This window comes from Pontibacter vulgaris (assembly GCF_022758145.1).
GTDB classification, from domain to species: Bacteria; Bacteroidota; Bacteroidia; order Cytophagales; family Hymenobacteraceae; genus Pontibacter; species Pontibacter vulgaris.
In genome coordinates this window covers 940,763-957,025 of the sequence record NZ_JAJVDH010000003.1, presented here as the reverse complement: position 1 = coordinate 957,025, position 16,263 = coordinate 940,763, and the positions used below count along the sequence as shown (strand labels likewise).

The 16,263-nt window shown below is 44.3% G+C and carries 11 protein-coding genes; all 11 read left to right on the top strand.

The features are described from left to right. The first annotated feature begins 54 nt into the window (after window positions 1-54). The 11 genes from LWP20_RS09445 to murQ all read left to right on the top strand — a co-directional run bounded on the left by LWP20_RS09445 (window position 55) and on the right by murQ (window position 16,147). On the top strand, window positions 55-246 hold the full coding sequence (locus LWP20_RS09445) for a hypothetical protein (RefSeq protein ID WP_242927877.1): 192 nt from the start codon (window positions 55-57) through the stop codon (window positions 244-246). Between the two features lie 819 nt (window positions 247-1,065). Then, window positions 1,066-2,322 (top strand): exo-beta-N-acetylmuramidase NamZ family protein, encoded by a 1,257-nt coding sequence (locus tag LWP20_RS09440; RefSeq protein WP_242927876.1) that lies wholly within the window; start codon window positions 1,066-1,068, stop codon window positions 2,320-2,322. Between the two features lie 174 nt (window positions 2,323-2,496). Continuing rightward, complete coding sequence (locus LWP20_RS09435; RefSeq protein WP_242927875.1) at window positions 2,497-5,607, top strand: SusC/RagA family TonB-linked outer membrane protein; 3,111 nt, start codon at window positions 2,497-2,499, stop codon at window positions 5,605-5,607. A gap of 11 nt (window positions 5,608-5,618) precedes the next feature. Further along, window positions 5,619-7,247, top strand: a complete 1,629-nt coding sequence (locus LWP20_RS09430; RefSeq protein WP_242927874.1) for a SusD/RagB family nutrient-binding outer membrane lipoprotein — start codon at window positions 5,619-5,621, stop codon at window positions 7,245-7,247. Between the two features lie 12 nt (window positions 7,248-7,259). Further along, window positions 7,260-8,045, top strand: coding sequence for a DUF4397 domain-containing protein (locus LWP20_RS09425; protein ID WP_242927873.1), 786 nt, complete (start codon window positions 7,260-7,262; stop codon window positions 8,043-8,045). 81 nt (window positions 8,046-8,126) lie between these two features. Continuing rightward, complete coding sequence (locus LWP20_RS09420; protein ID WP_242927872.1) at window positions 8,127-9,662, top strand: glycoside hydrolase family 10-like protein; 1,536 nt, start codon at window positions 8,127-8,129, stop codon at window positions 9,660-9,662. Between the two features lie 212 nt (window positions 9,663-9,874). Next, window positions 9,875-11,743 (top strand): glycoside hydrolase family 9 protein, encoded by a 1,869-nt coding sequence (locus LWP20_RS09415; protein ID WP_242927871.1) that lies wholly within the window; start codon window positions 9,875-9,877, stop codon window positions 11,741-11,743. Next, window positions 11,743-12,450 carry a polysaccharide deacetylase family protein gene (locus LWP20_RS09410; RefSeq protein WP_367615746.1) on the top strand — a complete coding sequence of 236 codons (708 nt, stop codon included), beginning with the start codon at window positions 11,743-11,745 and terminating at the stop codon, window positions 12,448-12,450. The genes LWP20_RS09415 and LWP20_RS09410 overlap by 1 nt, the downstream gene beginning before the upstream one ends. Window positions 12,451-12,531: 81 nt before the next feature. Then, on the top strand, window positions 12,532-13,089 hold the full coding sequence (locus LWP20_RS09405) for a peptidoglycan recognition protein family protein (protein WP_242927870.1): 558 nt from the start codon (window positions 12,532-12,534) through the stop codon (window positions 13,087-13,089). 301 nt (window positions 13,090-13,390) lie between these two features. Next, window positions 13,391-15,250: an outer membrane protein assembly factor BamB family protein gene (locus LWP20_RS09400; protein ID WP_242927869.1), complete on the top strand. Its 1,860-nt coding sequence runs from the start codon at window positions 13,391-13,393 to the stop codon at window positions 15,248-15,250. 84 nt (window positions 15,251-15,334) lie between these two features. Continuing rightward, complete coding sequence (gene murQ / locus LWP20_RS09395) at window positions 15,335-16,147, top strand: N-acetylmuramic acid 6-phosphate etherase (protein ID WP_242927868.1); 813 nt, start codon at window positions 15,335-15,337, stop codon at window positions 16,145-16,147. Window positions 16,148-16,263: the final 116 nt, after the last annotated feature.

The window sequence follows — 16,263 nt, the reverse complement described above, 5'->3', positions numbered from 1 at the left end:
GTATATATTATTATCCAATAAATAATTTGTATCTGAACATTAAGGTTGATTAAAATGAAAAGAGATAAAGAACGATTCCTTACTGTACTGAGTGACAATAATGGAAGGTATGATGAAACCACTTTAGGTGAAAGGCTAGGCTTTACCAGGAAGTATGTATACGAGATTATCGATGCTCTTATGGAAGAGGAAAGAATTGTGCGCGAAAAAGAAGGCAACAGTAATTACAAGGTTAAGCCTGAATAGCAAAGAAAGTATTTCATTTCCAATTCTTAAGAACCTTAACCAGGCTGAAATTAGCATGTTATGCGTGTAAGTGCCTTCGGTAAATGCGTACGTTTGCATACCTGGTTAGAAAATTATGTGCTGATAGCTGCAAACATACCTGCTAATACGCTGTAAATCCCACTGCTTCCTTTTTCTTTGTTAAATCTTGCCTAAGTTTTAACAGAAAATATAAGCGCTTTAGCTTTCATTTCTACCATCAAGTATAAAAGCCCGCTGTCAGGAAAGATAGCGGGCTTTTATACTTGTACTTCTCAGGTAGTGTCACTTGCTATTCACTTTCTTTGCCATCTCTGCTTATAGAGTTTCCTGGGCATCTCAACTTTTATAAGGCTAACAGCGCTAGATTTCTGCATGTTATAACATTAAATATAAAATGGCTAAATTATTTAATGTATATATTTTATTCAGCAGATGCTGTTTTTTGCGCATTTGCAAAATAAAGTGCATCAATAGCTAGGTTTTCTTGATGAGTTTGCTTTTTTTTATGGGAAAATCGAATAAAAGGCTATATAAAATTTATTTTCTTGCGGTTATTTGCTGTTTTATATTTGTTAGGTGCCATTTCTCTATTTAAAGCTCTTGGCTTATAGCAGCGGCATTTAAGCAAAGAAAATATAGCTCGAAAGAAGGTTAAACATAGTATCCGGTTGGCATAAGAATTAATACCAGTTGCAGGACAATTTTATTAACAGTGCTCAGTTGGAATAGCTAATACAAACCCAGAATACAAGATTTTAAAAGCATAAAGTGAATTCTTCCAACTATAGACACTTAAGTATGAAAGTGCCCTTTATTTTTCTGTTACCGCTGGCGTTTGCTTTACTGGCAGGTAGTTCTTGTCAGCAACAGTTGGCAACCCAAAGTCCTGCACCGGTTGCAGAAAAAGCTGCCGATACTTCCGAAAAAACTAACATCATAACAGGAGCTGACCAGACAGCAGCATACCTGCCTTACCTGAAAGGAAAACGGGTTGGTATGGTTGTGAACCCTACATCTATTATCGGTAAAACACCAAGCGTAGATAGCCTGCATGCACTGGGCGTAAACATTGTAAGAATATTCGGGCCGGAGCATGGTTTTCGTGGCGATGCAAGCGCCGGTGTTAAAGTAGACGATAGCGTAGATCCAAAAACAGGTATAGCTGTTGTTTCACTTTACGGTAAAAACAACAAGCCTACAAAAGAAAACCTCGCCGATATTGATGTCATGATCTTTGATATCCAGGATGTAGGAGCCAGGTTTTATACTTATACTATTACTATGCACCGCGTAATGGAAGCCTGTGCAGAGAATGGTGTTGAGTTGATGATCCTGGACAGGCCAAACCCGAATGGCTACCTCGTAGATGGTCCAATTCTGGATATGAGCCTTAAGTCAGGTATCGGTATCCACCCGGTTCCCATCGCACACGGCATGACGGTTGCCGAATATGCCCAAATGATAAATGGCGAAGGCTGGCTGGCCAATAACCTGAAATGCAAACTCAATATCGTGAAAGTAAAGAACTATACCCACGATACCCCATATACCTTACCGGTAAACCCATCCCCGAATCTTAATACCCCTCAATCTATCCTGCTTTACCCGTCGCTTTGCCTGTTCGAAGGCACCATTATCAGCCAGGGGCGCGGTACTTACTTTCCTTTTACAGTGCTTGGCAATCCTGACCTGAAAGGGAAGTATGATTTTAACTTTACTCCTGTAAGTATAAAAGGCATGAGCGAAACCCCATTGCACCAGGATAAAGCATGCTATGGGTTAGACCTAAGAAAGTATGATGTAAATAAGCTTAGAAACAGCAGACAGGTTAACCTGGCATGGCTGATAGAGCTTTACAAGGCATATCCTTATAAAGAGAAATTCTTTGATGCCAAGCAAAGTAACCAGATAGGCAATTTTGATAAGCTGGCTGGTACTAAGCAGTTAAAAGAGCAGATAATAGCCGGAACATCAGAAGAAGAGATCCGCAAAAGCTGGGAGCCGGGCCTGAGCCAGTATAAGCAGACTCGTGCCAAATATCTGCTTTATCCTTAAGAATTTATCTATATACCTATTAATCGAATGATTGCAGTAAGGCCGAAAATTTTAAGCAAAGTATGGCCCAGTTAAACACTTGTTTTACCATTAATAATTTGCAACGGGTTACTAACTATAAATGGATCTGTTGCTGCTATAATTCACAATAATCAACCTAATACACAAGCTGTTATGAACAAAAAGTTACAATGTTTTCTGTGGGGGGTGTGTTTTCTCCTGTTCCACTTTCAAAGTTTAGCCCAGGGCCAAGCAATAACCGGAACAGTAACCTCGGCATCAGATAAAATTCCATTGCCAGGTGTTTCTGTGGGTGTAAAAGGCACAGCAAGAGGAACCGTGACAGATGCAAACGGTAAATTTACAATTACAGCGGTGCCAACTGATGTTCTGGTATTCAGCTTTATTGGTATGAAGCCTCTGCAATACCCTGTAGGCAATTCTACTACAATTACTGTGGCATTAGTTAACGATGCTAAAAGCCTGGATGAAGTTGTAGTAACTGCTCTTGGTATTAAGCAGGAAAAAAAGGCCCTTGGTTATGCTATAACAGAAGTTAAAGGTGCTACAGTTGCCCAGACACAACGTGAGAACTTCGTGAATGGTCTTGCTGGCCGTGTAGCTGGTGTAGAAGTAACTACTACTTCTGGTCTGCCAGGATCTTCATCTTCTGTTATGATACGTGGTGTGAGCTCGCTTAGCGGCAGCAACCAGCCACTGTATGTTGTTGATGGTTTGCCTATCAACAACAACACGTTAAATACATCTGCATTTGCATCTTCTGCTAGTTCTGCAACATCGCTTGATAACCGCTCTACTGACTTTACAAACAGAGGTGCCGATATTAACCCACAGGATATTGAAAGCATTACAATCCTGAAAGGACCGGAAGCATCTGCTCTTTATGGTATTGATGCAGCATCAGGCGCTATCGTAATTACTACTAAAAGAGGTAAGGCCGGTACTAGCCAGATCGATTACAGCAATAGTTTCAGATTTGATCGTATCACGAAATTCCCTGAAATTCAGCAAGTATACGACAGAGGTCAGAATGGTGTAACAGATGGTACTGCTAGTGAAGTAGTATACTTTGGAGCTCCTTACCCTGAAGGAACCAAGTTCTATGATAACGTAGATAACTTCTTCCAGTCAGCGCTTACGCAGAAACATAACCTGTCTTTCTCAGGTGGTTCTGAAAAATCGCAATACCGTGTTTCCAGCTCTATAACAGATCAGGAAGGTTTTGTGCCAGGTACAGATCTGACCAAATTAAACCTTTCTTCTGCTATTACTTCTACGCTGAACAAGTATATGTCAACAGACGTGTCTTTCAGCTATACTTACTCAGATAACAACTCTGCCTTTAAAGGTGCGGGTGGTCCGCTGCTTGGTTTGTTAACATGGCCATCAAACGATGATGCCAGCGTTTACCTGACTCCTGCCGGAACAAGAAGAGTATTTACTACAAGTGCAAGCGAAGTAGAAAACCCTTTCTTCAACATTAACAGCAATAAGATCAATGATGTTAACAACCGTTACATCACCAGTGCAAAACTGATGATCGACCCTACTTCATGGTTAAAGCTTGTTGGTAACGTTGGTTTTGACTTCTCTACAGGTAAAATTACTATGGTTCGCCATCCGGAGTCTAACTATGGCGTATCAAGAGGTGGTATTTTTGACCAGTCGCTGGATAACACCCGTAACTTCAACGTGCAGTATTATGCTCAGCTTAACCGTTCATTCTTCGGCGATAAATTCCATGCCGACCTGAAAGTAGGTAGCGAAGTAAGAGATCAAAACTCTTATACACAGGCTGTAACTGGTGAGCGCTTCCTGGCTCCTGGCCTGTATTCAATTGAAAATACAGACGGAACTACACACCGTGGTAGAAACAGATTGTTCCAGAGAAGACTGGTTGGTGCTTTTGGTAACCTGAGCCTGAACTACAGCGACATGTTATACCTGAACCTGACCGGCCGTAACGACTGGAGCTCTACACTACCAGTTGAAAGCCGCTCATTCTTTTACCCATCTGCCTCATTAAGCTTTATCTTCACAGAGCTTGAGCCATTCCAAGGCATCAGAGATATCCTTTCTTATGGTAAACTGAGAGGTTCAGTTGCACAGGTTGGTAAAGATGCAAACCCTTACAGTATCCGTGCTTTCCTGGAGCCTAAGTCTACAACAGGTGGTGGTTTTGGTTACGCCTTTACAGGCCCTAGCCCGGACCTGAGACCAGAGATGACGACTTCTTACGAGTTTGGTGCAGAGATGAAATTCTTTAATGACCGTATCGGCATCGACGCAACTTACTTTAACAAGAAGTCTGTTGACCAGATCGTACGTGACATGCGCTTAAGCTACGCTACTGGTTTCGTATTGCAGGCTTTCAACGCCGGCGAGATGAAAACAGAAGGTATAGAATTGCAGTTAAATGCAACTCCGGTTGCTTCTACTGATTTCCAGTGGGATGTGTTAGCAAACTTTACACACTTGTGGAGCGAACTGCTTACATTACCAAAAGGTGTTAACGAATTCTACATGTCTGATACCTGGTTATACGGTAACGTAAGAAACGGTGCAAGACCAGGTGGCCCGCTAACAACTTTCACTGGTTTTGATTACATGCGTAACAAAAAAGGCGAAATGTTGATAAGCCCGACTACAGGTTACCCATTAAGAAATACTACTGAGTGGGTAATTGTAGGCGACAGACAGCCAGATTTCACAGTTGGTCTTACAAACAGCTTCAGATACAAAGACTTCTCGCTTAACTTCCTGTTAGACATTAGAAAAGGTGGCGATATCTACAACGGTACAGAGCACTTCCTGACTGCTCGTGGTCTTAGCAAGAGATCTGTTGACCGCCGTAACCAGCCTGTAATTTTCGAAGGTGTGTTGAAAGATGGTTTAGAGAACAGTGCTAATCCAACTAAAAACACAATCGTGATCGATCCTTCTCGTGATGCTAACTTCTGGTCTACTACATACGGTCTTCCTGAAACTGACTTTATCGAGAAAGACATCAACTGGGTACGCCTGAGAGATATTACGCTTAACTATAACTTTACTTCATCTCTGCTTAAAAACACTAAGTTTATCAGAAATGGAAGTGTGTTTGTTACTGCAACTGACGTGTTCATCCTGACTAATTACTCTGGTCTTGATCCTGTAGTGAATGGTAACTCTGCTGCTGTAGGTGGTAGCGGTGGTGCCGGTTTCGACTATGGTAACTTCCCAATGCCAATGGGTCTGAATATTGGTGTAAACGTTGGATTTTAATTAACAAAGCAATGAGAAAGAAAGAACGATCAATGAGAAAGATACTTTGCGCTTCTTTATTAACAGCCGGTTTGTTTACTGCTACCAGCTGCGATAATTACCTGGACGTTAATACCAACCCGAACGGCCCTGACCAGGTTGTGGCCCCACAGTTCTACCTTCCGGCTATACAGTCGGAGCTTGCACTGGGTATTCAGTTCGATGCACGTTACATAGGTAAGTATGTACAAAACTGGAACCAGAACTCTGCAAACGATGTGTGGGACCAGCATGGTTTTGTTGCCAGCAGCGACGCTTCAGGCCAGCTTTGGAGAGCTATCTACTATAGCATGGGCGCCAACCTGACCGACATGATCTCGAAAGCAGAGCAGGATAAGAAGTGGGACTTCGCAGGTGTAGGTTATGTAATGAGAGCCTTTGGCTGGCAGACCCTAACCGATTATCATGGAGAGGTTATCGTATCGCAGGCTTTTGAGCCGGGCAGAACGAGCTTTGACTATGATACCCAAGACAAGATTTATGAAGAAGTAAGACGCTTAACGCTGCTTGCTATTCAGAACCTGGAGAAAACAGATGGTGCTGTAGCTACTTCACAATTAAAGCAAGGCGACCTGATTTATGGTGGCGACCGTGCTAAATGGATAAAGTTCTCTTATGGTTTGCTTGCTATTAACGAGCATCACCTGAGCAACAAGTCTTCTTACAATCCGGACAAAGTAATTGAGTATGTAGATAAGTCTTTGGCAAGCAACGCCGATGATGCATCTGTTCGCTTTGAGGGTGCCGTGTCTAATGATACGAACTTCTATGGCCCGAGAAGAGGTAACATGAACACTTATCGCCAGTCTAAGTTTATTGTTGGCCTGTTAGATGGTACAAACTCTGCATTACGTGATGCTGATCTTATTGGTCTTGATCCGAAGTTTGCCGGCCAGCACCTGAAAGACCCACGTTTGCCGGTTATGTTGGCACCAGCTGCTGACGGCGAATACAGAGGCGTTACCCCAGGTGTAGGTGTTACAGAATATGTAGAGGCACAGCGCCCACGCAACCTTTGGAACACTCCAACTGATGTGGTTGCTGCTACAACGCCTAACAAATACCTGTTCGGTAACAACGAAAGGTTCCCGATCATGACTTACTCGCAGTTGCAGTTCATCAAAGCGGAAGCTGCCTTTCTGAAAGGTGATAAAGCGCTGGCTCTTGATGCTTATACTAAAGGTGTGAAAGCGCACCTTGACTTTGTTCAGAAGTATGCTGTGAACGATGCAGCTACGCCAGAAGACGAAGCTGCAGTTTATGCACAGAGAAGAAAGTTATATGAAGCAAGCGAGGACCTGATTCCATTGAACGCTGCTGATCTGACATTGCCTAAAATTATGTTGCAGAAGTATATCGCTCAGTGGGGATGGGGCTTCCTGGAAACCTGGTCTGACCTGAGAAGATACCACTACAATAACGAGGTATTTACTGGCTTTGAATTACCTAATCCACTGTATGGCTTGAACCAGGGTAAGCCTGCTTACCGTTTCAGACCGAGATATAACTCTGAGTATATGTGGAACGTGTCTGCTCTGGAAAAAATAGGCGGCTTAAACCCTGACTATCATACTTACGAAATGTGGTTCAGCAAAAAATAATCTGATAACACCATGAAGAATATAGTAACAAAATCTTTTGCAATACTGGCAGCAGGCTTCTTATTAGGAGCCTGCGAAAAGAATACGATTGAAGAACATTTCGCACCATTCGAATCCGGAGCACATATCAAAATGATACATGCAGCACAGGATGCCCCAATGGTGAATATGTACCTGGGCAATGAAAAAGTTACAGCCCTGGCACCAACTGTTACAATCACTGATACGATTATTACAGGCTTATCATACGCAGGTACAGCAGTGTTCCCGGCATCTTATGGTTATGCCAATGTACCAGCTGGTAACTATAATGTTCAGATGATTGACACCACGTCAAAAAAGGGCTCAGCAGTTGTAGTATCTACGGCATCTGTTAACTTAAATGACAAAACTCCTTACTCTGCTTTTTTGATTGGTACGACAGGCGCGTTCGAAACTCTGTTAATTGAAGATAAATTGCCGGAAGGTAATTATTCAAAAGCCTACATCAGGTTTGTGAACGTTATGGCTGGTGCTCCTGCTAACTTTGATATGTCAGCAGTACGCAAAGCCACTGCCGATAAACCATCAACAACTACTGTTATTGGTACAAACGTTGCCTATAAAGGCAACACGGCTTATGTAGAAATTGAGCCAGGCACATATGATTTCCCGATCTATGTAAGCGGTTCTACTACTGCATACACTACAATGACTGGTGTTGCGCCAACTGCAGGCAGAGTATACACGCTTTATACAAGAGGTAATTATACAAACAAGCCTGCTACCACTAACAGGGTACTGGTTCGCGACAGATAATGCTTTAAAAGCTAATTAAAAAAGCCCTCCATCGGTACTAACCTGGAGGGCTTTTTAATATCCTATACTTACCTTTTGACTATGATCAGAAATTCTATACTATTTATACTTTGCCTTTTTACTGCTGGTACTGCTTTTTCTCAAACTAATACCACTACACCCAAACGTGAATTCAGAGGTGTCTGGATCGCGACGGTGCAAAACATTGACTGGCCTTCGAAACCTAAACCCGGCACAGATTCAAAAAGTCAGCAACAGGAACTGATCCAGATACTGGATATGCACCAGAAAACCGGTATCAACGCCATTATGCTGCAAATACGCCCTTCAACCGATGCCTTTTATGCCAAGGGCCGCGAGGAGTGGAGCCAATTTCTGACAGGTAAACAAGGCTTGGCTCCTAAACCTTTTTACGATCCGCTGGAGTTTGCCATAAAAGAAGCGCACAAACGTGGTATGGAACTACACGCCTGGATTAACCCTTACCGTGCCACTACCAGCCTAATTGACTCTCTTACCAGCCAAACCCATATTACCCGCACCAAGCCGGAGTGGTTTTTTACCTACGGCGATAAAAAATATTTTAACCCGGGCCTGCCGGAAGTACGGACTTATATCACAGGTGTGATCATGGATATTGTTCGCAACTATGATGTAGATGGTATCCACTTCGACGATTATTTTTACCCGTACCCAGGCAAAGAGCAACTCCCGGATAGTATAGCCTACCAGCAACATGGGCAGGGCTTTGCGAACATAGAAGACTGGCGCCGCAACAACGTGGATGTACTCATTCAGGCATTATCTGAAAGTATACACAAAGAAAAAAAACATGTTAAATTTGGCATTAGCCCCTTTGGTATCTGGCGCAACCAGGCACAAGATTCGCTTGGTTCTGAAAGTACAGGTTTATCAGGGTATAGCGCATTGTATGCCGATGCCCGCAAATGGGTACAGGAAGGCTGGGTAGATTACGTAAATCCGCAGTTATACTTTCCTTTTAACTATAAAGCCGCTCCTTACGAAAAACTGCTCGACTGGTGGGCCGCCAATGCTTTTGGCAAACATGTATACATAGGCCAGGGCGTTTACCGGGCCATGGAAGACCGCGAAGGCTGGCGCGACAAGCAGCAGCTTCCGAACCAGGTTCGTTACCTACGTAATAATCCCAATGTGCAGGGCAGCGTTTATTTTAGCTCCAAATCACTGACCAATAACCTGGCTGGCTTCCGCGACTCCCTGCAACATGATTTTTACCGTTTTCCTGCTTTACAGCCAGAAATGAAGTGGCTGGATAATACGGCACCAGCTGCTCCGACAGCACTTCGCGATAAAAACTTCTTGTTTATAAAACCGTTCCGAAACGCCAGGTTAAAATGGCAGGCACCACAGGATGCCAGTGTTTTTGGCTATGTTGTTTACCGCTTCGATGAAAATGAAAGTATAAACCTGGATCGTGCCCAAAATATAATCAATATCAGTTTTGACCAAGCGCAAACATCCTTTCATGACAAAAGTGCGAAACGTGGCAAGTCTTACCAATACGTGGTTACTTCTATTGATCGGCTTAAAAATGAAAGCGCACCTTCCAACTTTTTCAGAAAGAAGCTGGACTGATCTAAAGTATAGTTTTCAGGTATCGGTAAAGTATAAAAACCGATAACAGTTGAGTAGCGGGTACCAGATTTTCTATAACTACAATCAAATTCCCTCCTTGGAGGGGTTAGGTGTGGGTTCTGGCTGCAGATAAATTGTAAAACAGATGCATATGCATCATTCAATTGCCAAAGTATAAGTATAAATTTTCAGTTCTTTTAAGCATATTTAGAATGATGAAAAGAAAGAAAACGTGGCTGGCTGTTGCCTTTGGGGCGTGCATTCTGGCAGCAAATGCGATTGCTTTTAACCAGCAAGTACGCTCAGACTTTGCCATTAGCAGCCTCACTGAAAGTAAAACCGAGACGCATGCCTGGATACGCATAAATCAGCTGGGTTATACGCCTTCGGGTATAAAAGTAGCCGTATGGGTGAGCAAATCATCAAAAGGTTTAAAACGTTTTGAACTGGTGGATGCTGCTACAAACAAAGTGGTTTTTAAAGGCAAAGCAGGGCAGGCCTTCGGCGCTTATGGTCCTTTTCAGGAATCCTACAGGTTAAACTTTTCTGCTTATACTAAACCAGGCAATTACTACCTGAAGGCTGGCAAAGTAAAGTCACCGGTATTTAAGTTGGCAAACGATCTGTACAAAGGCACTGCTGATTTTGCTTTGCGTTATATGCGCCAGCAACGAAGCGGATTTAACCCTTACCTGAAGGATTCGTGCCACACCAAAGATGGCTATACCATGTATGGCCCGATGCCGGATAGCACTAAAATTGATGTTTCGGGTGGATGGCACGATGCTTCGGATTACCTGCAATATTCTACCACCTCGGCCAATGCCACCTATCACCTGCTGGCTGCCTACCGCGATTTTCCGGAGGTATTTACGGATAAGCACCTGGGTAATGGGCTGGAAGGCAATAACGGTGTAGCCGATGTGCTGGATGAAGCAAAGTGGGGCCTGGACTGGCTGTTGAAAATGCACCCACGGGAAAACTGGCTTTTTAACCAGCTGGCCGATGACCGCGACCACCAAAGTATGCGCTTGCCCACCAAAGACGATGTGGATTATGGTATGGGCAAAGGGAAAGAACGCCCGGTATACTTTGCCACCGGCGAACCGCAGGGCTTGGGCAAGTATAAAAACAGGGCAACCGGCGTAGCCTCTATAGCAGGTAAATTTACCAGTGCTTTTGCTCTGGCTGCTCAAACTTACAAAAGCCAGGACGATAAATTGGCGCAGCTGTTCAGCCAGAAAGCATTATCAGCTTATAAGCTCGGGCTTGCCAAACCAGGCGTTGCCCAGACAGCTCCAAACCGTGCACCATACTTTTATGAAGAAGATAACTGGGTAGACGATATGCAACTGGGCGCTGCGGCACTATACCAGCTAACCGATGATCAAACCTACTTTAAGCAATCTTATACTTACGGGCTGCAGGAGAAAGTAACCCCGTGGATGGGAGCCGACACTGCCCGCCATTACCAGTGGTACCCGTTTCATAATTTCGGGCACTTTGAGCTGGCCAAAAAAGCGGATGCAAAGTCTAAAGCCGAACTTATCGGTTTTTATAAAGAAGGTATCGAGCGGGTGTTTGCCAAAGCAAAGAAAAACGCTTTTTACCGCGGTGTTCCATTTATTTGGTGCTCTAACAACCTGACCACATCATTTGCCATCCAGAGCCATTTGTACCGCGAGCTAACCAGCGACCAGACTTATAGCGAGCTGGAGCAGGCCAATATAGACTGGCTTTTTGGCTGCAACCCTTGGGGTACCAGTATGGTTTTTGGCCTGCCTGCAAACGGCAATACACCCGTAGATCCGCATTCGTCGCTTACTTACCTACACCAATACCCGCTTGATGGTGGCCTAGTAGATGGGCCCGTTTACGGCAGCATTTACAACAACCTGAAAAGTATAAAACTATATAACGAAGATGAGTATGCGGCTTTTCAATCCAACTTCGTAGTCTACCACGATGACTTCGGCGACTATAGTACAAATGAACCAACTATGGACGGCACGGCCTCGCTCATATACTTACTTGCGGCCCAGGAACATAGCGCCAAGGAGGGGGCGCAGGTAAAAAAGTAATAACTGATAAACACGGCGCTATAGTTAGAGGAGATTTATCAGACAAAAGTATAGCGCTGGTTTTTACAGGCGATGAATTTGCCGATGGCGCAGAAAGTATCCGGAAAACGCTGAAGAAACACAAAGCAAAAGCTTCCTTCTTTTTTACAGGCCGCTTTTATGGTAATTCTGATTTTAATACGGAAATCCGGAAGCTGAAGCGGGCGGGGCATTACCTGGGAGCTCATTCTGATGCGCATTTGCTGTACTGCGACTGGGCAAAGCGCGACAGCCTGCTTGTAACGCAGGAGCAATTTAGCGAAGACCTGCAGCGCAATTATAAAAGGATGGCCAGGTTCGGGATCAGGAAAACGGATGCATTATACTTTCTGCCACCCTACGAATGGTACAACAGCCAGATCGCCAATTGGACAACAGCAGAAGGGCTCCGGCTTGTGAACTTTACGCCCGGCACCCGCTCTGCTGCCGACTATACCTGGCCGGAAATGGGCAACCGGTACGTTAGCTCCGAAACCATACTTCAGTCGATACTAAAGTATGAGGAGCAGGACTCGCATGGCCTGAATGGGTTTTTATTATTGCTACATATAGGCACCGACCCAAGGCGTGAAGATAAGTTTTACAGCCGGCTGGATGAGTTGCTAACCAAACTAAAGTATAAAGGCTACCAATTTGTAACAATAGACCAACAGCTTTCTGAAAAATAACCTGAAGTATAAAATCTGATGCAGATAAGAATATTGCTTATAGTTGCCGCCATGGCCGGCCTGTTAATAAGCTGCCAGCGAATGGCTTCAAAAAAAGTTATTCCGGCAAGTATAACATATCTCACAAGGGAGGCATGGGGCGCCAACCCGCCGGTGCTGCCAATGCGAAGCCATACCCTCACACGACTCACTATCCACCACACAGCTACCAGGCAATTGCCGGAAAAAACATTAGGAGATAAAATGCGAAGCCTACAAAAATTCTCGCAGGCAGAGAGTCTATTAGCTGATGGGCGTATGAAGCCAGCCTGGGCCGATATACCATACCACCTGTATGTAGATGTGAACGGAGAAGTAGGGCAAGGGCGTGATATAATGTATGCTGGCGATTCAAACACGGCCTATGATCCTGCCGGCCATTTGCTGGTAGTGGTGGAAGGCAACTTTGAAGAAGAAGAACTTACTCAAAAGCAGATGAAAACCTTGCACCTGCTGGTGCCGGCACTGGCAAAGCGTTATAAAATCCCGGCAGATAGTATAGCCACCCACAAAGACTATGCACAGACTGCCTGCCCGGGTAAAAAACTGTATACCGAAGTAGGGCAACTGCAGCAACTGGTAAGAAAACAAGCTGACTAAATTGACTGCTCTTGTTAATCTTATATCCTGTGAAATCGAGGTGGACACAAATTGATAGCCTGTAAGTTTTGAGAGGTTAGTGGGTTTAAAAAGTATAAGGTTGCGTTTTTTTGCGGATTTTAATAAAAAAGCTCGCATACAATAGTAACTTTAGCTTCTGATTTCTTATTTTTATCTAATTATTAGGAAGGGATAATCTGGATGGAGTGCGCTTTTGTGCGTATTTGGATTTTTGGGTTGAATTTCTGACATATCAATTGGCCTGAAATATAAATTGCTTCTTCATAGTAAGCCATACTGAATGAACCTACTGAAGTATATCGGAATAATTGCTTTGTTGCTGCTAGCCAGTTTAGGGCAGGCACAGTCGTTTAAATTCGCTTTTGTTTCGGATACGCATATCGGTAACCCGACAGCAGCGGAAGACCTGCGCCGTACGGTCTCAGACATCAACGGCAATGACTCCATAAGCTTTGCCGTTTTTACTGGAGATATAACAGAATTTGGTTCCGATGAAGAATTGAATCTGGCGAAGCAGGTTTTAAATGAACTGAACAAGCCCTGGTATATTATTGCCGGTAACCACGATTCTAACTGGTCGGAGAGTGGTAGCAATTCTTTCCGGACAGTTTTTGGAGCCGAGACGTTCAGTTTTGTGTATAATGGTTACCTGTTTGCCGCTACCAGTTCAGGGCCAAACATGCGTATGGGCCCCGGTCAGGTGCCCCGCGAAAATATTGTATGGCTCGATTCGGTGCTGACAAATATGAAAGATCCGCGAATGCCGGTTATCTACCTGAATCATTACCCGCAGGATTCATCCCTGAATAACTGGTACGATGCCATCGACTTGCTAAAGAAACGTAATGTACAGCTGATGCTGCATGGCCACGGGCATAACAACAAACTCTTTAATTATGATGGCATTCCTACTGTAATGGGGCGCTCCAACCTGCGTGCCAAGGCTGAAATCGGTGGCTATAACATTGTAACAATTCAGGATGGTAAGGCCAGTTTTGCAGAAAGAAACCCAGTAACAAAAGCACAAAAGCCATGGCTGGAAGTGCAATTGGCAGATCATCAGTTCAGCACAAATCCGGGGAAATATCATCGGCCTTCCTATGCGGTAAACCAGGTATATCCTACAGTAAGAAAAGTATGGGAGTACCAGGCCGATAGCGATGTTGGCGCTGGCACGGCAACAGCCAAAAATCTGGTGGTAGCTACTAATACGAACGGGCTGATCTATGCCCTTGATAAAAATACCGGGAAACGCATATGGAGCTATCAGACCAATGGCAAAATCTATTCTACCCCGGCCATTGCTAAAAACTATGTAGTGGTCGGCTCATCAGATCATTATATTTACTGCCTGTCGGCTAAAACCGGCAAACTTATCTGGAAAGCAGCAGCGAAGAAAGCTGTACTAGGCTCGCCGGTAATCGAAAAAAATAAAGTATACATAGGGGCTTCCGACGGGCATTTCCGGGCAATGGACCTAAAAAGCGGTAAAACAATCTGGGACTTTGGCCAGGTAAATAACTTTGTGGTTACTAGGCCCTTGCTTTATAAAGGCAAAGTATACTTTGGTAGCTGGGGTAACGATTTTTATGCACTAGACGCAGCTACCGGTACGTTAGCCTGGAAGTGGAGCAACGGCTCTGCAAACCGCATGTTCTCGCCGGCAGCCTGCTACCCGGTGGCCGTAAATAACCGCATATTTTTAGTTGCCCCGGATCGTTTTATGACAGCACTTGACGCAGAAACCGGCAAGGTAATCTGGCGTGAGCAGAAAAAGGATGTTCGGGTGCGGGAATCTATGGGGATTTCTGAAGATGGAGCGCTGGTTTACGTAAAAACAATGGATGGGCAACTATACGGCATTTCTACCTCTTCCGACTCGATGCAGGTAAGCTGGAAATCCGAACTGCAACTGCCTTACGAGCTGGCTCCTTCAGCTATAGTTGAAAGCAATGGCGTGGTATATGTGCCTTCGCATTCAGGTATGGCTGCCGCCATCAATAGAAAAAGCGGGGCAGTGCGTTGGAAGTATAAAACTTCTAACAGCCTGATGAACCCGGTTATGCCATTAGGGAAAAACAGGGTAGTAGTAAGCACAATGGATGGTAAAGTGACTTGCCTTGAGTATATTTCGAGGTAGAAACAAACCCTTAACAAAGTATAAATTGTTTTCTTGATCAGAAAGCATAACAACAGAAGACTTAATTTTAATTATTACATATCAATGGAAATTACCACCGAGAAAGACTCGAACTATAACAACCTTGAAAAGATGTCTGTGAAGGAGATCCTTGTAAATATTAATAACGAGGATAAAACTGTGCCTTACGCAGTGGAGAAGGCGATTCCGCAACTGGAGAAACTAGCTACAGTGGTGGCAGAGAAGATGAAGGCCGGAGGCAGGTTGTTTTACATCGGGGCCGGCACCAGCGGGCGTTTGGGTGTAGTGGATGCATCAGAGTGCCCGCCAACTTTTGGAGTGCCTTTTGACTGGGTAGTTGGTATTATTGCAGGTGGCGACACTGCCATTCGTAAAGCGGTAGAATTTGCCGAAGATGATGCCGAACAAGCCTGGAAAGACCTTTCAGAATACCAGATAGATGAAAACGATGTGGTAGTTGGTTTAGCTGCATCAGGCACTACGCCTTATGTGATTGGTGGCTTGAAAAAAGCTAACGAAATGGGTTTGGAAACCGGTTGCATCGTGTGTAACAGCGGAAGCCCGGTAGCGGCAGTAGCAAAACACCCGGTAGAAGTGGTAGTTGGCCCTGAATTTGTTACAGGTAGTACGCGTATGAAAGCTGGTACAGCACAAAAACTGGCCCTGAACATGCTGAGCACTACCGTAATGATACAGTTAGGCCGCATTAAAGGCAATAAAATGTTTGATATGCAACTAACTAACCATAAGCTATATCAGCGCGGCGTTCGCATTATTATGGCCGAAACCGGCAAAGATGAGGCAACAGCAACTGCATTACTGGAAAAGTATGGCAACGTACGCCAGGCAGTAGCAAGCGTTTCTGTTACATCCTGATTTAAAGCGCCGCCAATTATAGTTTATAGTTGGCGGGTTTTTTATACTTTAGTACTTTAATCTGACAGCAGGCTTCCGCGAAATACTAACCATTAACGGCCCGGTAACTGTCTCTG